At 38.0% G+C, this 18,278-nt stretch carries 20 protein-coding genes; 2 read left to right on the forward strand and 18 right to left on the reverse strand.

The features are described 5' to 3' along the window. Window positions 1–134: 134 nt before the first annotated feature. From gspK to KTJ10_RS01375, 18 genes are all read right to left on the reverse strand, one after another. A complete protein-coding gene (gene gspK, locus KTJ10_RS01290) occupies window positions 135–1,094 on the reverse strand; it encodes a type II secretion system minor pseudopilin GspK (RefSeq protein ID WP_262441154.1) in 960 nt (319 codons plus the stop codon). Beyond that, entirely contained in the window at window positions 1,095–1,910 is an 816-nt protein-coding gene (gene gspJ / locus KTJ10_RS01295; protein ID WP_032007242.1) for a type II secretion system minor pseudopilin GspJ, read from the reverse strand. Beyond that, window positions 1,910–2,290, reverse strand: a complete 381-nt coding sequence (gene gspI / locus KTJ10_RS01300; RefSeq protein WP_017482272.1) for a type II secretion system minor pseudopilin GspI — start codon at window positions 2,288–2,290, stop codon at window positions 1,910–1,912. The genes gspJ and gspI overlap by 1 nt, the downstream gene beginning before the upstream one ends. Beyond that, complete coding sequence (locus KTJ10_RS01305; protein ID WP_086264563.1) at window positions 2,280–2,834, reverse strand: type II secretion system protein; 555 nt, start codon at window positions 2,832–2,834, stop codon at window positions 2,280–2,282. Before KTJ10_RS01305 ends, gspI begins: the two co-directional genes overlap by 11 nt. A 6-nt stretch (window positions 2,835–2,840) precedes the next feature. Further along, complete coding sequence (locus KTJ10_RS01310; protein WP_014206595.1) at window positions 2,841–3,449, reverse strand: TetR/AcrR family transcriptional regulator; 609 nt, start codon at window positions 3,447–3,449, stop codon at window positions 2,841–2,843. Window positions 3,450–3,485: 36 nt separating this feature from the next. After that, window positions 3,486–4,259, reverse strand: a complete 774-nt coding sequence (locus tag KTJ10_RS01315; protein WP_069123117.1) for a TatD family hydrolase — start codon at window positions 4,257–4,259, stop codon at window positions 3,486–3,488. Window positions 4,260–4,276: 17 nt separating this feature from the next. Next, a complete protein-coding gene (locus KTJ10_RS01320) occupies window positions 4,277–4,618 on the reverse strand; it encodes a PilZ domain-containing protein (RefSeq protein ID WP_086264561.1) in 342 nt (113 codons plus the stop codon). 10 nt (window positions 4,619–4,628) lie between these two features. Further along, window positions 4,629–5,609 carry a DNA polymerase III subunit delta' gene (locus KTJ10_RS01325; protein ID WP_262441155.1) on the reverse strand — a complete coding sequence of 327 codons (981 nt, stop codon included), beginning with the start codon at window positions 5,607–5,609 and terminating at the stop codon, window positions 4,629–4,631. A 13-nt stretch (window positions 5,610–5,622) separates the two neighbouring features. Then, on the reverse strand, window positions 5,623–6,384 hold the full coding sequence (gene kdsB, locus KTJ10_RS01330; protein ID WP_262441156.1) for a 3-deoxy-manno-octulosonate cytidylyltransferase: 762 nt from the start codon (window positions 6,382–6,384) through the stop codon (window positions 5,623–5,625). Between the two features lie 9 nt (window positions 6,385–6,393). Beyond that, the gene (gene lpxK / locus KTJ10_RS01335) at window positions 6,394–7,404 is read right to left on the reverse strand and encodes a tetraacyldisaccharide 4'-kinase (RefSeq protein ID WP_199976726.1); all 1,011 of its coding nucleotides are present in this window, start codon (window positions 7,402–7,404) and stop codon (window positions 6,394–6,396) included. 2 nt (window positions 7,405–7,406) lie between these two features. Beyond that, complete coding sequence (gene msbA, locus KTJ10_RS01340) at window positions 7,407–9,134, reverse strand: lipid A export permease/ATP-binding protein MsbA (RefSeq protein WP_063098714.1); 1,728 nt, start codon at window positions 9,132–9,134, stop codon at window positions 7,407–7,409. Further along, a complete protein-coding gene (locus KTJ10_RS01345; protein WP_063099691.1) occupies window positions 9,131–9,559 on the reverse strand; it encodes an ExbD/TolR family protein in 429 nt (142 codons plus the stop codon). Before KTJ10_RS01345 ends, msbA begins: the two co-directional genes overlap by 4 nt. Window positions 9,560–9,574: 15 nt before the next feature. Beyond that, entirely contained in the window at window positions 9,575–10,210 is a 636-nt protein-coding gene (locus KTJ10_RS01350) for a MotA/TolQ/ExbB proton channel family protein (protein ID WP_063098713.1), read from the reverse strand. 50 nt (window positions 10,211–10,260) lie between these two features. Beyond that, the gene (locus KTJ10_RS01355) at window positions 10,261–11,148 is read right to left on the reverse strand and encodes a ParB/RepB/Spo0J family partition protein (RefSeq protein ID WP_063098712.1); all 888 of its coding nucleotides are present in this window, start codon (window positions 11,146–11,148) and stop codon (window positions 10,261–10,263) included. Continuing rightward, complete coding sequence (locus KTJ10_RS01360) at window positions 11,145–11,927, reverse strand: ParA family protein (RefSeq protein ID WP_032007247.1); 783 nt, start codon at window positions 11,925–11,927, stop codon at window positions 11,145–11,147. Before KTJ10_RS01360 ends, KTJ10_RS01355 begins: the two co-directional genes overlap by 4 nt. A 21-nt stretch (window positions 11,928–11,948) precedes the next feature. Beyond that, window positions 11,949–12,581, reverse strand: a complete 633-nt coding sequence (gene rsmG, locus KTJ10_RS01365) for a 16S rRNA (guanine(527)-N(7))-methyltransferase RsmG (RefSeq protein WP_262441157.1) — start codon at window positions 12,579–12,581, stop codon at window positions 11,949–11,951. An 87-nt stretch (window positions 12,582–12,668) separates the two neighbouring features. Continuing rightward, on the reverse strand, window positions 12,669–13,358 hold the full coding sequence (murU, locus tag KTJ10_RS01370; protein WP_262441158.1) for an N-acetylmuramate alpha-1-phosphate uridylyltransferase MurU: 690 nt from the start codon (window positions 13,356–13,358) through the stop codon (window positions 12,669–12,671). Next, window positions 13,358–14,371 (reverse strand): aminoglycoside phosphotransferase family protein, encoded by a 1,014-nt coding sequence (locus KTJ10_RS01375; protein WP_262441159.1) that lies wholly within the window; start codon window positions 14,369–14,371, stop codon window positions 13,358–13,360. Before KTJ10_RS01375 ends, murU begins: the two co-directional genes overlap by 1 nt. Before the next feature lie 120 nt (window positions 14,372–14,491). On the opposite strand from KTJ10_RS01375, the gene KTJ10_RS01380 reads away from it, so the two are divergent. Both KTJ10_RS01380 and KTJ10_RS01385 read left to right on the forward strand, forming a co-directional pair. Beyond that, on the forward strand, window positions 14,492–16,933 hold the full coding sequence (locus KTJ10_RS01380; RefSeq protein WP_199976716.1) for an LPS-assembly protein LptD: 2,442 nt from the start codon (window positions 14,492–14,494) through the stop codon (window positions 16,931–16,933). Next, window positions 16,933–18,243 carry a peptidylprolyl isomerase gene (locus KTJ10_RS01385; RefSeq protein ID WP_086264554.1) on the forward strand — a complete coding sequence of 437 codons (1,311 nt, stop codon included), beginning with the start codon at window positions 16,933–16,935 and terminating at the stop codon, window positions 18,241–18,243. Before KTJ10_RS01380 ends, KTJ10_RS01385 begins: the two co-directional genes overlap by 1 nt. Window positions 18,244–18,278 lie beyond the last annotated feature (35 nt).

Here is an 18,278-nt window from a genome sequence, read left to right on the forward strand (position 1 = left end):
ATGATAAGACTTATGAAGAAACATTGGAGATACACATATAGAAAGTTTATATTTACTTTAACGCTTAACCTGAGAAAAATTTATAATTACAAACTTCAAAAAACATCCAAAGCAAATAAATCATAAATTTTCAATTAGTTAAATGGTGCCATATTTCTAGAATATACATAAACCTGCTTATCACTCCGCATCAAGGCACTTGTAAACTGTCTTTTTCTATTATTCAACACGACCTCAATTTGTGCTTGAAAAAAGTTCGACTTCACATCTAAAAGGCTACTAACTTCAGTTTTCTTTTGTGGATCAACTGTTGAAAAAGCATTCAATTGCCATAATTCATCAATATTTTGAAAGAACTTTAAATTCTGTTGGCGTAATTGAAGTTCTTTTTCTATAGTCCCTAAATCTAATTTTTGATCAATACTCGCTAATACTAATGGTGCTGCGGTATTAATATTCACTTTTGTATTTTCAGGTAATGCAGAAATGTATGGTGCAATTAAATCATATTTCTTACCTTCAAAACCTCTTACCAATTTCAACTCTTCTATACGATGAAATTTAGCATTTGAAACTAAATAACCAGGATCAAGACCTTCATAATAATTACTTTCTGCCCCCATAGGTCCAGATGGTTCATCATCTGGGTCTTGCCAATCAATAACTGCTTGACTTAACTCTGCTGGCAATCCTACACGCACAAGCAATCGCTCAAACCAATTTTTAGCAGCTTCGTTTACCTTGCCTTCATTGGTCGTTAAATTGTTTAGATTAAATTTTCCTGACTCATCTAGTAAACGCCCCGATACAGCTCCATCTTCTATTGGAAAAGGTGGCATTGGCTGCGCCCAGCTTTCCTTTAAATGATCGATACCACCAGCATTATTTGCATCTTGAATTAATAATTCAGAAAAAAAAGCTTCTGCACTTTTTGCATAAAGTAATGACTGATTTTGACGCATCAAATAACCCGTATTTTCCATTGTACTAGTTTGATGCTTTGCAATTGAGGCAGCTAAAATTGTAGCCAAAGCAACCATTATCAAAATTGTGAGTAACGCTACACCTTGCTGATTTTTTTTATAGAGTAACATTTATTGACCTCCCTGTTTGGAGAGCGATAAGTCACCTTGGTTTAAGCTATAAATCCACTCATAACTTACACCTGCAACCGTGAGTTGCATTTTTATTCCTTTTGGCAACTTCCTAAACTCATCAGGTTTTGTGGGATCAATATTAACTTCTGGCCACTTTGTCACTTCTTGAGGTGCCAACACCATAATTTGAAATTGTTCAACTTGGCTCAACAGCGTACTGGATAAAGGTTGCTCTCTATTTGAAGTATTTAAGTTACTATATTTAAGACGATAAAGCTTTTTTTGATCAGGATCATATCGATATTCGATACGCTCAAAAGGTGATAATCCTTGCTTTAATGGATCAGTAACACCCGCCTTACTAAAGCGAAGAACTTGATTATCAACTTCTAAAGCTGGACGTAATTGCCCGCCTTGATTGGCTGATAAAGGTATAATTTGCAATGTATCACGCAAAACTTGTTGATAAGCATCTTGCAATTCAAATAACTGCACTTCATGTTGAGTATTACGATCACGAACTTTTAATAAATAGTCAAAAACCTTCCACCCCAACAAAGATAAAATAGCAAAAATTGCAATTGAAACTAAAAGCTCAACTAAAGTAAACCCTGAGGCACGAGTTAATCGAGCACTGCTCGATCGTACCGTAAGATGAGAAACTGTGTTTCGAGTGTGAGAGTCTTTAAAGCGACGCTTTGTCTGAGCGCAAGACGAAGAGCTTTGCTCGGAGTAACCCCTCATCATCTGCTCCGATCGTACCGCAAGACGTGAAGCTGAGCCTGGAGAGCGAAAACTTTTATTCTTTATCATTATTTTGCTTTCATTGGATAATTAAAAAATACCAAGTGAGTAATACCATTTTGAACTTTGCCCTTATCAGAATCATATAAGCTAATTTGTAAATCTACTTTCTGAACATTCGGGCTAATTGTAGATTGTGCAGATTTGTCAATCTGCCAAGTTTCGCCTTGAGAAGTAATTTGCTTACTTTGAGTACCTTCAAGCCATTCCTGATTTATCTCCATTAAAGCAACTTCATTCATTGCCACAAACTGCGCTTTTGTTCTAAGAATTGCATTTGAGGTAGATTGAGTATATTGCATGGCTACTTTAGTTAACGCGACAGCCGCCACTGCAAAAATTGCTAAAGCAACCATTACTTCTAATAGAGTAAAGCCTTTAGATTTCATTTATTTTACCCAAATGATCAATTTGTATTTCTGAACCAATTGGCTTTTGTTCAAAGTAAAACTGTATTTTCACAGTTTTAGCTTCACCGTTACCGAACCAGATTAACTGTGGAGCCTGCCCTCCAATTAAATCGGTATTCGTAGCTTTTGAATAGTTTTGCTCATCTAAAGGTTGTATTGTAAACGATACATGTTTAGGCAACTGGCGTGTATTAAACTCAGAATATTTCTGCCAGCGATTTTTTAAATCTTGGACCTGTAATTTACTCTGGTCATGATACTCATACAATTCATAAGAAAATGGTGAAACATCTGTTTCACTCAGAGTAGATAAAGCTAAAACACGAGACTGATCAAGCGACTCTTTACCAATTTTATGAATATCAAGCAAAAATAACTCTCTTGCTTGCATCGCTTTCTTTTGGTCAACCCCACCTATGTTGAGTACAACTAGAGAGGTCATAATCGTCATAATAACAATCACCACCATCACTTCTATGAGAGTAAAACCTTTTTGGAATACAAGTGGTGATTGAGATTTCATATCGACCTAAGCATACTGCTCAACGGCTTGTTTAGGTAGGGCCAAAGCCTGATCAATATAAGCCACCCTTAAAGTGTCTCTTGAACCTAAATATCGTTGATAAAAACTTGAGTTGAGAATAGCAGCCGCGCCATGAGTTAATGACCAAATAGAAGCAAGATAATCTCGCGTAGGCATATTGCTTTGAATAGATTCCAAATAATGGTCTGTCATGCGAATGATAATTCGCAATCTCTGTTTACGTACCTGATAAAGTTCGTGAAAAAGATGATGTACGCCTTGAGCAGTGATTGAGAGTTTTTCCTCGATTTGATGGAATAAAACTGTTCGCTCAGGATGATGTAAATGATGCAACATGAAAAAGGCTAAATGTTCCGGAAAGGCCTTTTCAGTATCTTGAACCATTTCAAGTAACATACGCTCATTACGAATGATCAACAGCATGTACAACTCATCTTTACTTTGAAAGTGTTTGTACAAAGTTCCTTTTGCTAGATCAAGCTCAGCAGCCAAGACATCAAGTGTCATTCCGGCTTCGCCATTTTCTAGCAATAATTGTTCCGCAACCTGAAATATTAATACTTCTCTTGCTCGGAACTGAGCCTGACGATCCATCTTCACGCAATTACTCTCTTATATAGTTTCTATGACCTAAATCGCTTTTAGCAAGTTCTCAAAATTTTGTGAGGTGATCATTGCAATTTCCTCAACCGATTTATCATATACATCACTGAGCGCTTTGGCTACATAAGGCACATATTTTGGTTCATTTGTTTTACCACGATATGGAACGGGTGCTAAATACGGGCTATCTGTTTCAATTAAAAGGCGATCTAGTGGGACCTGTTTAGCTACATCCCTTAAATCTTGCGCATTTTTAAATGACACAATACCGGAAAAAGAAATGTAATAACCACAATCAAGCACAGCTTTAGCAGTTTCCCAATCTTCAGTAAAACAATGCAGAATTCCATGTGTTGAGTGTTCAGCACGGATAATATCTACCGTATCATGCTTTGCTGATCGTGTATGAACGACAACTGGTTTTTTTACAATTTTTGAAGCTTGGATATGTCTTGCAAAACATGCCTTTTGCTCCTCAATAAAATCTGTACTGTGATAATAATCTAGTCCAGTTTCACCTAAAGCCCATACTTTTTTTGATTGAGCCAATTCAATCAAATGTTCTGTTGTTGCACGTGCCATTGTGTCTACATCCTCACAAGGATGTACACCTACCGTATAACCGACATCTTCATGTCTTTTTGCAATTTCTGCTAGTGCAATATGATCATCAAGATCAACGGAAATTGCCATAAATTTGGACACCCCTTCGGCTCGCGCCGCTGCAAGCGCAAGGTCCAGATCACCGTTATAAGGTGTCAAATCTAACATCGTTAAATGGCAATGCGTATCAACAAACACTTTTATTTCCTATCTAATTACATGGTATAACTTGGACGATCTAGAGACATACTACCAGCCAAAACTCGTTCTGCCTCAGTTTTATAGTAAATTCCCTTATCTCCGCTTAATTGAATAGCAAAACCCTGAGGTTTAAATCCACTTTGCTTATGTGATATCCAAATCACTTTACCAGTTAAAGGAATTTTCTGAGACTGCTCAGGTAAAGTAGCCAAAATGAAAATTTCTTGTCCCATTTTCACCTTTTGTTTTGACGGCACAAAAAGGCCTCCACCTTGCACATATCCCATATAACTTGCTTGCAAAGTAGCTCTATCAGGAATATTTACCTGAATAATTCCCCCCATTTGCGTTTGCATAATTTTCCCCTTAAATATTCATTAATGTTACAAATAATTGATCTATAATAAGTTGAGTTTGAACATTTTGTTCAACAAGTTTTTTTGCCTGTTGCAATTCATTATAAATATTAAATAAGCTTTCTAAATCATAATATGGACTTAACTGCTCAAAATCTATATCAGTATTTTTTTGTGGTTGATTAAGCTTGATACAAATTAAATCACCCAACAAGTATTCAAAAAGTACGATAAAATCATTAAAACTTAACTCTTTTTGCCACTTTCCCGAGAAAAATAGAGGCATATTTTTTTGAGCAACAATTTTAAGCCAATCATTTAAGAAAATCTGTCGTTTAGCAAACCAATCACTTTTAGCAATTTCCATTGCTTGTAAAGGCATATCATTAGATAAGGCAAGCAATAAATCAGGCTGTACTTCGGCGAGTTCAGATAAATGCTCATTCAAGTATGATGTAGCTTGCTCATATGAGATACGATCTAAAGCAAAATGTTGCAATCGGCTACGAATAGTAGCTGGTAATTTAAGATAGTGATCTGCCAATAAAATTAAAACAACACGTTCACCTGGTTCTTCTAATGTCTTTAGCAAAGCATTTGATGACGCCAAGTTAAGCGCTTCAGCAGGCTCAATCAAAATAACGCGCCAACCTTCTCCAGTTTGTTGCACAAAAGGCAGTAGGTCACGAATCTTTTCAATTTTGATTTTTGCATTCTGCTTTTTATTTTCTTCATCCGTTGTGATATGGACATAATTGGGATGAGTATCTGATTTTAACCATTGGCAACTGCTGCACTCACCACAAGGGCCCTGCGGCTGCTTATTTAAACAAAGGACCCAAGCAAAAAAATGTTTTGCGAAAGCATGCTTTCCACACCCTTGCTTGCCGTAAAATAGTAAGCCGTGTCCAATATTGGGAAACCTTGTTGTTAAAGTCTCCCATGTTGTTTGCTGCCAAGGATAAACCTTTGAAGTTACATTCGGATTCATTAAAAATTAACGCTTATTCAAAAGATTCAACAGGCATATTATTTAAGCGATCAAGATCAGTTTGAGTATCCACACCTGGTGGCAAATTGGCTTCGGCTACAGCAATTGCAATTCGATGACCATTTTCCAAAACACGCAATTGTTCAAGGCTCTCTAGCTTTTCAAGCTTCCCCATATCCCATGTTACATATTCTTGTAATAAGTTCACTCGATAAGCATATAAACCTAAATGGCGAAATGCTTGTGAATGTAAAGTCTGTTCATCATGCTTAGCCCCATCTCGATCATAAGGAATGGTAGCCCGACTAAAATATAAAGCTTCATTTTGTTTAGACATGACTACTTTTACAATACTGTCACGCTGAAACTCATCTAAGGTATAAATCGGCTCACACAATGTAGACATTGAACAATTCGGTTTATCAACCAAAAGTTTTGCAACTTGCTGAACAAGTTGAGCTGGTAATAAAGGCTCATCACCTTGAACATTTACAATAATATCATCTGCATCCCAGCCCTTAATGCGAGCCACCTCACTTAAACGGTCTGTACCTGAAGGATGATCAACGCTAGTAAGAACTACATCAATTCCATCTGCGCGGCAGATCTCAGCAATACGTTCATCATCTGTTGCCACGCACAAATCATCAAAACCTTCGACTTTTTTTGCCTGATCTACTACACGTAAAATCATAGGGCGATTATGAATAAGCAACAATGGTTTACCTGGCAAACGCGAACTTGAGAAGCGTGCTGGAATGACGATGTGTTTCATATTTTCTTCCTAAGATAATTGAATATCAAGTTCTTGCAATTGCTGTTTTAAAACCTGATAACACTGTACAGACAGGACAGCTTTAACTGGAACTACCCAAATAGGTTGTTTAAATTCTGGATGTTTTTCAAGTAATGATAATAATTTAACCGCATCTTTTTCAGTTGTAATAAGTGGCAGTTCATCATCAAAAATTAAATCATCAATTGTGTAATCATGATGATCGCGAAATGCATGCTCATGAAATTGCTTCAACCCTAGATCTTTAAGTGTTTGATAAAACCGTTGAGGAAAACCAATACCAACTACAGCATGATAATTATTCTCAAGATTAAAGCTTGGTTTAGAATTAGATAAAGAGTTAAGTAAATATGGCTGTCCTGTCTCGAGATGCATGTTTAATTCTGTAGCAGGTTTATGAGTATGCTCAATCACTGTTCCAGTTTCTAAACGCGCAACAGGTTCCCGCAGATAGCCTTCAGGTAATAGTTTTTTATTTCCTAAACCACGATTTTGATCCAGTACAATCCATTCGATCTGTCGATCTAATGCCCAATGCTGCAACCCATCATCACTAATAATCAAATCTATTTCTGATGACTCAAGCAATAACTCTATTGCAGCCTGTCTATTAGGACCTACCGCCATTGGTACACTTGTAGCCTGAACAATTAATGCTGGCTCATCCCCAGCCTGAGCCACTTGGGCACCCGCGGTAACCAGCATTGGAAAAGGACCACTACCGCCATACCCCCGACTAATTACACCTACTTTTACATTATGCTGACGTAGATAATTCACCAATTGTATTAGCAATGGCGTTTTTCCACTTCCACCTACCGTGATATTACCTATAACCATCACAGGCACGGGTGCTTTATAAACTTGCTTAAAACCTGAATTATAAAGATTACGATTTAGTAAAAACCCAGCCCGATATAAACAAGACAATGGACGTAAAGCAATCAACCAACTCGACTGCTTACTCCATGCATTTTGGATCAGCTGGGCTAATGACATGCTTAGTTATCCTCGAAATTACGCTGATGTAATTGATAATAAGCACCATGTTTTGCGAGGAGTTCTTGATGAGTCCCCTGTTCAACAATTTGTCCTTGATCCATCACTACAATACGGTCAGCATTCTCAATTGTTGATAAACGGTGAGCAATGACAATGGTAGTGCGGTCTTGCATCGCTTCATCAAATGCTTGCTGAATAAAATGTTCAGATTCATTATCAAGAGCACTTGTAGCTTCATCTAAAATTAAAATTGGAGCATTTTTTAAAATTGCTCGAGCAATAGCAATTCGCTGACGCTGACCACCGGATAAGTTTAGGCCCTGTGCCCCTAAAACAGTATCATAACCATTTGGTAAGTTCATAATGAAGTCATGGGCATACGCAGCTTTTGCAGCAGCATGAATTTCCTCATCTGAGGCATCTTGCAACTGACCATACGCAATGTTTTCACGAACAGTACGGTTAAATAATACAACTTGCTGATTTACCATTGCGATTTGTGTACGCAGACAAGAAAGATCAATGTCATTAATTGGCAAGCCATCTAAATAAATTTGCCCACTTGATACTTCTTGGAAACGTACCAACATATTAACTAATGAGCTTTTACCAGCGCCTGAACGCCCAACTAATGCTACAGTTTGACCAGGAAGAATATCTAAAGAGAAATCTTTAATAGCCTGTACGCCATCAGCATAATTTAATGCCACATGATCAAAACGAATCGCACCATGTAGTTTAGGTTTCAACTGACCGTTATTTTGCTCTTCAGGCAAATCTAATAGTTCAAAAACAGAATGAGCTGCCGCTAAACCACGTTGTAACTTTTCATTAACATCAGTCAAGTTTTTTACCGGTTTTGCTAATAAACCAGCAGCTGTAATGTAAGCCACAAACTCACCAGCACTTGTATTACCTAAAATCTGTGGTCGCAGAGCTAACCATACAATAAGGGCCATTGCACAAGCCATCACCACCTGAACCACAGGGCTATTCAGGTTTTGTACAATCACCATTTTTAAACCACGTTTTAAGTTTTCTTCCGATGACTTATAGAATCGTTCTTGTTCAGACTCTTCGCCAGCAAAAGTTTTTACTACAGCATTACCATTGATACTCTCTTGGACAACGTGGTTTACATCACCCATCGTGTCTTGAACCTGCAACGAGAGTTTTCGCATACGTTTTGAAGCTTTACGTACCAATACACCAATTACAGGTAAAAATACAAAAATACATAGAGTAAGACGCCAATTGGTATAAAACAAATAACCTAATAATCCCAGAGTAATCATCCCATCTCTAACGATGGTTCTTAATGACTCAGAAGAAGCTGCAGTTAACTGCTCAACGTTATACATAATTTTAGCAGTAATATGGCCAGATGAATTATCTAGGTAATATTGTGCCGGTAGTCTTAAAAGTTTGGCATAAACTTCTTGGCGAATACTAAAAACCAAACTACGTGAAATCACCGCAGTATAGTAACCGCCCATAAAAAGGCCTAAACCACGGAAAAAAACCAATAAAATGATTAATAATGGGAACCAATCCAAATCAGCTCTACTGCTATTTTGGATTGCATCAATAATAAATTTAATCAATTTAGCAACGGAGACTTCTGTTGCTGAGTTAATACCGAACCCGATAAGAACTAATAAGGCCACGCCCCAATAAGGTTTTAAATAGGCTATGAGACGCAAATAAACCTTAAAATCTTGATTCACTCAGAAAAACCTCTAGAAGGAACTTTGGTACTAATATTGATGTTAACAAAACCGAGTTGTCCTGCTACATCCATAACGCGAATTACATCCTGATGAGATGCTTTGGCATCCGCAGCAATGATGAACATAAAATCACGGCGCTCTTGAGCAACTTGCTTAATCGCAGTACTCAGATCAGCAACCTCTTTAGACGAAAGTGCCTGACCATTTACAGCATAATGACCACTAGAGTCTACCACGACTTCAATTTTATGATCGTACTGTTTTGGTGGAACACCTTGTGCATCTGGTAATGTTAAATTGATGCGACTTGGCTGATTAAAAGTGGTCGATAGTAATAAAAAAACCAAAATGAACAACAAACAGTCGATCATCGGCGTTAAATTGATATGAATATCTTCAACCTGAGAACGTTTAAATTTCATCTGGCTATTCACCCATTATCCAACACGACGACGCTCTGCTATAGACGAGGAATGTTTATAGAACAATGAGGCATGAAATAAAGTCGATTGCTGCTCTAGTTCAGCAATATAATCTTGTACTAATCTTTGGAAATAGCGATAAGCAATTAAGGCTGGAATAGCAATTAGCATTCCCACAGCTGTAGTAATAAGCGCTTTAGAAATACCGGGAATCATTAAACTAGGACTGCCAGCCGATCCAAAATCAATTACAAGGAATGATTCAATAATCCCAACTACTGTACCAAGCAATCCTAATAAAGGCGCTACAGCACTCAAAGTCCCCAAGAAATTAATATTTTTCTCTAAATAAGAAATTTCTTGAGAAGCTGCCACTTCCATTTGCGCACGTGCAAATTGCTCACCATGCTCACGATGATCGAAACCTGCTTTTAAAATATGAGCCAATGCGCTGTTTTGCACTTCTACATTTTGTTCCAAATTTTCCACAATATCTTCAGTTCTTAAGGAACTATTATCAATTAATGCTTTGGGTAGAACTTGTGAACGTCTTAACCGAACAAAACGCTCAATACTGATCGCAACAGTTAAAATTGAGCATAGAATTAAAGGCAGCATCAACCAGCCACCCGCTCTCACAAGTTCCCACATATCTTCTTCCCCAAGAATATAAAATTAGAAATATATGACCCAAATACAAATTAATCAGGTAAACAAATATTTAAGATACCATCTAACTCATCTAAGGTATGGTAATGAATAACAAGCTTACCCTTACCTTTTTGATTATGATCAATTTTCACATTAGCGCCAAAACGCTCTGATAGTTTTTGCGTCAATTGCTCAATATCTGGTGCTACAGGTGTTTTTTCCTTCTCCTGTTTAGGCTCACTTCTATCACGCACCAATTGCTCTGTTTGACGAACAGACAGTCCTTTTTCAATTACGATTTTAGCAACGTCTAATTGATCTTTACCCTTTAATGTCAAGATAGCTCGAGCATGCCCCATATCAAGCTGGCCTTGCTGCATGAAATCTTTAATTTCATCCGCCAAACTCAACAAACGAAGTAAATTACTTACTGTTGTACGTGCTTTCCCTACTGTGTCAGCAATTTCTTGATGGCTCAAACCGAATTCATCATGAAAACGCTGCAAGGCTATAGCCTGATCAATCGGATTTAAATCTTGACGCTGAATATTCTCAATAAGCGCCAGTGCAATAGCAACCTGATCATTTAAATCACGAACAATTGCAGGAATTTCAGTTAAACCCGCAAGTTGTGCTGCACGCCAGCGTCGTTCACCAGCAATGATTTCGTATGGATGTGCGTCATCATCAACTGGACGAATTACAATAGGTTGCATCACTCCATGTTTTTCAATAGAAGATGCTAACTCTTGCAAATCATGCTCATGAATAAAGCGACGTGGTTGATATTCACCACGTTTCAATAAATTTACATCAATTTGCTTCAACTGACCGTGGTCAAGTGCCTGTGCTTCCAGTTGTAATTTTTCTTTTTGAATTGAACCAAGTAATGCATCCAAACCACGTCCTTTAGCCAATCCGCGTTTTTTGATGCTCATACTTTACTTCCTTTCTTCACTTTACTTTTCTTCAACATCTCAGCTGCAAGATTTAAATATGCAACTGCACCTTTGGAACTTTTCTCAAAATAAATAACAGGCAAACCATGTGCTGGAGCTTCAGCCAAACGAACATTACGTGGAACGACAGTATCATAAAGCTTTTTACCGAAATACTGTTCTAACTCAGCAGATACATCACGTGTTAAAGCATTTCGTGCATCGTACATTGTACGCAATACACCAATGATTTCTAAATCAGGATTTAATGCTTTTTGAATACGATCAATGGTCTGGGTTAAATCAGCCAAACCTTCTAATGCATAATATTCACACTGCATGGGAATAATTACGCTATCCACTGCTGCTAAAGCATTTACAGTAATCAAACTTAAGCTTGGAGCACAATCCACAATGATATAGTCAAATGAGTTTCTAATTTCATTTAAAGCATTCTTTAAAATGAATTCACGACCCTCTTGCTCTGCAATAGCAAGCTCAACGCCTGAAAGTTCACGATTAGAACCTAAAACCTTATATCCAACTTCTGCTTTTTGAATTGCCGTTTCAATTGGTACTTCGCCAAGTAGAACATCTGTAATTGAATACAAAAGATCATTCTTTTGAATACCAGACCCCATCGTAGCATTACCCTGTGAATCCATATCTACAAGTAATACACGTTTCTTTAATACAGCTAGAGACGCTGCAAGATTTACTGCAGTCGTTGTTTTACCAACACCACCCTTTTGGTTTGCAATCGCAATAATTTGAGCCATGGTAACCCTAATACTTTTTATTTAAATACGTTGAAGTAAAAGTAAATGACGTTGTTCATCAAGTCTTGGTACATGCAGTTCAATCACTTTACATGAAAATTCCTGCTTAAGCTCTTCCATTTCTTCAACTGGAATCAGTCCTTTCATTGCAGCAATTATACTCTGCTCATGCAAATATGGACGCGCAGCATCAACAAAATCAGTTAATGATGCGAATGCACGGCTTGTAATCACATCAAATTGACCAAGCTCATCAATTGTATCTTGATTTTCAACGCGTGTTTGCACAGCTACTATGTTTTTAAGCTTAAGGTCAGCAATAAACTGTTTCAAAAAACGAATTTTCTTACCGTTTGAATCAAGCAATACACAAGAGCGTTCAGGCTGACATAAAGCAATGATCATGCCCGGCATACCACCACCTGTACCTACATCGAGCAAACGGCCTGCTGGCAAATCTTTCAAAATACTTAGGCTATCTAACAAATGCTTCACTAACATTTCTTTCGGATCACGAATTGCTGTTAGATTATAAGCTTTGTTCCAAAGTACCAAAGCATCTTGATACTTCAACAACAATGTCAAAGCTTCATCGCTAAGCGATAAGCCTAATTTTTGACTACCCTGTTGTAACTCTTGAAAAAATGGATGCATAAACAGATAACATCTAGGTAAAATTTAAAACAAAGTATACCCATTTATGCATCGTGGAACACTAGTTAACGATTAGGGATTACACACTTAATCGTAGAAGCCCTCACGAATTTGCAAATCTAGCTCCATTAAACGCTCTGGCGTCCCCACATCTACCCATGCACCTTTAAGTTTTTCACCGGATATTTTTTGATTGCCCATCGCTTGCTTTAACAGTGGGGCTAAAGGACGTTTACCAGCTTCCAATCCATCAAAAAGCTTAGGATGAATAACAGATACACCACTAAAAGTAAGATTCTCACCCTTCACGTCTTGATCGAATGCAAAAGCGCGTCCATCCAATAATGTAAAGTCGCCTTCAGGATGTTGTTTCGGATTATCAACTAACACAAGATGTGCCAAATCATCATTTAGCTTAATATGGCGTAGAGATTCAAAATCCATTGTGGTCCATACATCTCCGTTCACCAGAATAAACGGATCTGTTCCAAGCAGTGGTAAAGCATTAATAATTCCACCAGCTGTTTCCAGACCTTCTTCCTCTCGTGTCCAACGGATATCCACACCAAATTGAGAGCCATCGCCCAAACTACTGATGAGTTTATCGGCCAACCATGCAGAATTGATGACTATTTCAGTCACACCAATTTTCTTAAGTTTTTCAATATGCCACACAATAAGCGGTTTACCACCCACCTCAAGCAGAGGCTTTGGTGTATATAGCGTAAGTGGACGCATACGATTGCCCAAGCCAGCAGCAAGAATCATTGCTTTCATTATGCTGCCACCTCATAGCTACCATATTTCTCGATAAATTTAGGCATCACGATGTTATTCATAAATACCATAAACTCTTCAAGCTCAGCGTAACCACGGCTTTCTTCAAGTAAATACCACATGACACGTGGTAAATCCTTCAAATAACCCGACTTCCCATCACGTTCAAACAAGCGAACAAAAATACCTAGAATTTTAATATGGCGTTGAATCGCCATTAAATCTGCATCACGTTTAAATTGATCAAAGCTACGGTTTTGTTTAGTCAACGCTGGCAACAGGTCATAAAACACTTTAAACCATTGATAAACACGATCAGCGTTCCATTGAACATATGCATCACGAGTAATCGAAATTAGGTCATATGTATCAGCACCAATAACAGCATCTTGGAAGTCGATTACCCCTAACTCTTGCTCATCGGTAATTTTCATCAAATTTCGACTATGAAAATCTCGATGTACAATAACTTGAGGTTGGGCTAATGCAGCATGAGCCAAGAAATCAAATGCATTATCAATCGTTTTTTTCTGTTCAGCAGTCGGCTGGATAGAAAGCGACGGTAACATCCAGTCTGTGAGTAGCTGCATTTCCGACATTAATTTTTCGTAAGAATAAACTGGGAACTGATTAGTCCCGTCAATAGACTGCAATTGAATAAGCTGTTTAAAACTTTGTTCGTAGTATTTATCAACAGTTTCATTAGTTAATAATGTCGACAAAAGCACATCACCAAAGTCCTCTAACAATAGAAAACCTTGAGCCAAATCCTTCGCAACGATCTGAGGCACACGCACGCCATGGCTCGCAAAAAACTCGTCAATGGTCACAAACGGAACACAGTCTTCTTTTTCTGGAGGGGCATCCATGAGCATATACGTTTTATTTTGTAACTCGATACGCGCATAACGGCGGAAGCTTGCATCACCTGCCAAAAAAGCGATCTTAAATTGATCATTTTCAAGAACAGATGTAAGCCATGTATATATCAATTGTTCACGTTGTGTATTCATTTGCAATAAAATCTAAAACAAGCTGAGATTTTTGAAGGGTTAAGTGTAGCCACTTATAAACTTTTTCTCTATGATGCGACAATAATTAATTGTGAATTAGCATACTTGGTTAATGAGACAATGAAGCATCAGTTTAAATTTAATCCTTTAGCGACAGCTATTTTTACGCTCTTATGTGGCTCCATACAATCAAGTTATGCTGAGTCAACTGATGTTGTCTCCAATATAGACAATAATCAACTTAAAGCGAGCATCAAGGAAGCTTACCCAGGTCAAGAATTCTTTCAGCAATATTATGTTGATAAATCTGCACCTGAAGCTCAGCTTCGTGACAATAAATATTTAAGCTCGGCATTTTGCCAAGGCACATGGGTTACACCGATTAACCCTGAGACCAAAGCTTTAGATGCCGACAAAGCGACTTCTGTCGTTACGGCTAACTACGGACATTACAATCCAGCGGGTGATTCTGTTTTAGAAGGTGATGTCGTTATTGATCAGGAAGGACGCACAGTTCGTGCTGACAAAGTAACGATTGATAAGACCCAAACCTTTGCGCATGCACAAGGTCGAGTACAGTTAGCTCAAGGCGGGTTACTTTCACAGAGTGATGAAATTAATTACAACCTAAAAACCCAAACCGGGAATTTAGACAATAGTTTTTATATTTCTGAACAGCAACATGCTCATGGTCACGCAGGAAAAATCGAAAGAACCTCACCAAACGTTATGGTTCTTAATGATGCAACCTATACGACTTGCCCACCAGGCCAAAAACCCGGTTGGAAAATCCAAGCCAATAAAATTGAGTTAAATCAGGAAACTGGACGCGGCGTAACTCGTGGAACAAAATTATATGTTAAGGACGTTCCTGTTCTAGCTGTTCCCTATTTTAACTTCCCGATTGATGACCGCCGTACTACAGGTATCCTCAACCCACAATTTGGTTTCTCAAACGATGGTGGTGTTGAGCTTTCAGTTCCGGTTTATTTAAACCTTGCACCTAACTACGATCTGACACTTACTCCGCGATATTTAGCAGACCGTGGTGCAATGCTAAAAGGTGAGTTTAGATATTTAACCGATGGCTTTGGTGCTGGTGAAATGTGGGGTGGCATCTTGCCATCTGACAAAGGTTATAATGACAAAGATCGTAAAGATTTCCATTTTTTACATAATTGGGATATCAACGACCAGTGGTCTACTAACCTCGAATATAACTATGCATCAGATAAAGATTACTTCTCTGACTTAGATAGCAGTCCTAACTCTAAAACAGATCTTAATTTACGTAGAGCTTGGGAACTTAACTATAAACATGGTATTCCAGGTTTAAAAGCACAGCTTAAAGTCGAAGATTTCCAGACACTTGACCCAGAAGTTGCAGATGCAGATAAACCTTATGCACGATTGCCGCAATTCTTATTAAATTACGTCACTGGCAATCCATTAGGCTTACAATACGAATTTAATAACGATACTGCTTACTTTAAGAAATCGATTAATGATGGCTCTGCTCAAGAAAGTAGTGGTACACGTATTTATAACCAGTTCGCAACACGTTATAACTACCGTACACCAGCAGCATTTGTAATCCCTGAAGTTTCTGTACGTTCTATTCAAACATTTTATGATAAGGACAGTATCGCATCTCAAGGTTTAGATGGCGGTTCTGAAAATAAATCAGTCGTTGTACCTCAGTTTACTTTAGACACTGGGCTAAACTTTGAACGTGATGGTAAGTATTTACAAACACTTACACCACGTGCTTTCTACGCATATGCACCATACAAAAATCAAGATGGTTATCCTAACTTTGACTCAACCACTGCATCAGTAAGTTATGATCAATTATTTAACCCTTACCGTTTTTATGGTCATGACCGCCTAGAAGACAATAACTTTTTATCATTGGGTGTAAGTTATAGCCTCTTTGACACAGTAGGTTTAGAACGTTTACGAGCAAGTGTAGGCCAAAGTTACTATTTCGAAGACCGTCGTGTCACTTTAAAACAAGGTCAAGATGAATTTGACACCGAGCGTAACACTGGCCCTGTTATAAGCCTATCAAGCCAACTTAATCAAAACTTTACTATTGCTGCCAACTCTGCCTGGATGTCGAATGGTGACAATGCTCAACGTGACTTCCAAGTTTACTATACTGGTGATAAAGGAAATCTATATAACTTAGGCTATTTCTATCGTAAAGATATTCCTGGTCGTCAAGATACTTATGACCAAGTTGTTGCATCGTTTATACAACCAATTAAAGATAATTGGCGTATTATGGGCCACGTACAATATGACATGGACAGTGATGTTGCCCGTGAACTCTTGCTAGGAGTTAACTATGAGTCATGTTGCTGGGGTATTTCCGTCTATGGCCGTTCATACTATAACGATCTAGATGATCCGAAAACTTCAGATGTTAGTGAAAAGCGCGCGATCATGGCCGAAATTACACTAAAAGGTTTAGGTGGTTTAAACAATAAACTCGCGTCTTTACTTGAAAATCGCGTTTTAGGTTTTAACAAAATTAATCAATCTTGGACACAACGTTAATGAAGACAAAGCATCTTAAACAGTTTTTTAAAGCAACTACACTTGCTGCCCTAATCTCTTCATCAATGCATAGTTTTGCCCAACCCGCTGATGAAGTTGTGGCAATTGTGGACAATAGCGTAATTTTAAAAAGCGATCTTCAACAAGGTATGGCTGAAGCAGCTCATGAACTGCAAGCTCAAAAGAAAGAAGTGCCACCTCAGCAATATTTACAGTTTCAGGTATTGGATCAGTTAATTTTGCGTCAAGCTCAACTTGAACAAGTTAAAAAGTATGGCATTAAACCTGATGAAAAGAGCTTAAATGAAGCTGTACTTAAAGTAGCAAGTCAATCTGGCTCTAAAAGTTTAGAAGCTTTCCAGCAAAAATTAGATGCTATGGCTCCGGGAACTTATGAAAGTTTGCGCAATAGAATCGCTGAAGATTTAGCGATTAGCCGTTTGCGCCAACAACAAGTGATGTCTCGTATTAAAATTAGTGATCAAGATGTAGAAAACTTCTTAAAATCACCTCAGGGACAAGCTGCGCTAGGTAATCAAGCACATGTAATTCATATGCGCATTTCTGGTGACAATGCACAGGAAGTTCAATCTGTAGCTCAAGAAGTACGTTCAAAGCTTGCACAAAGTAATGATATAAATGCTTTGAAAAAACTTTCAACTGCAAATGTAAAAGTTGAAGGTGCTGACATGGGTTTCCGCCCACTGTCTGATATTCCTGCTGAACTTGCGGCTCGTATTACACCATTACAAGATGGTCAAACGACTGACTTAGTTTCAGTACGTGATGGTGTACATGTTTTAAAGCTTCTTGAACGCAAACAAAATGAGCAAAAAGCTTTAGTACCTCAATTTCAAACTCGCCACATTCTCATTCAGCCATCTGAAGTAGTTACTCTTGAGAATGCCAAGCAAATTATTGATAACATCTATAAACGCTTAAAAGCTGGTGCAGATTTTGCAACACTTGCAGCGACTTATTCTAACGACACAGGTTCAGCGCGTGATGGCGGAAGTCTAGGTTGGGTAACCCCTGGAATGATGGTGCCTGAATTTGACAAAAAAATGCAGGAAATTCCTGTAGGTGAAATAAGCGAACCTTTCCAAACTCAATTCGGCTGGCATATCTTACAAGTGACTGAGAAACGTGAAAAAGATATGACGCATGAATATCAAGAGCGTATGGCACGTCAAATTTTAGGTGAACGCCAATTTAACACCGAGATTGATAGCTGGTTGCGTGAAGTGCGTGCAAATGCCTATGTAGAAATCAAAGATCCAAGTCTAGACAAAAAGAACTTACAAAAGTAAGTCTTTTTCTCTTTATCAAAACCTGTGTTTATCAC

It is taken from the genome of Acinetobacter sp. WU_MDCI_Abxc222, assembly GCF_025514755.1.
In the GTDB taxonomy this organism is placed as follows: domain Bacteria; phylum Pseudomonadota; class Gammaproteobacteria; order Pseudomonadales; family Moraxellaceae; genus Acinetobacter; species Acinetobacter geminorum.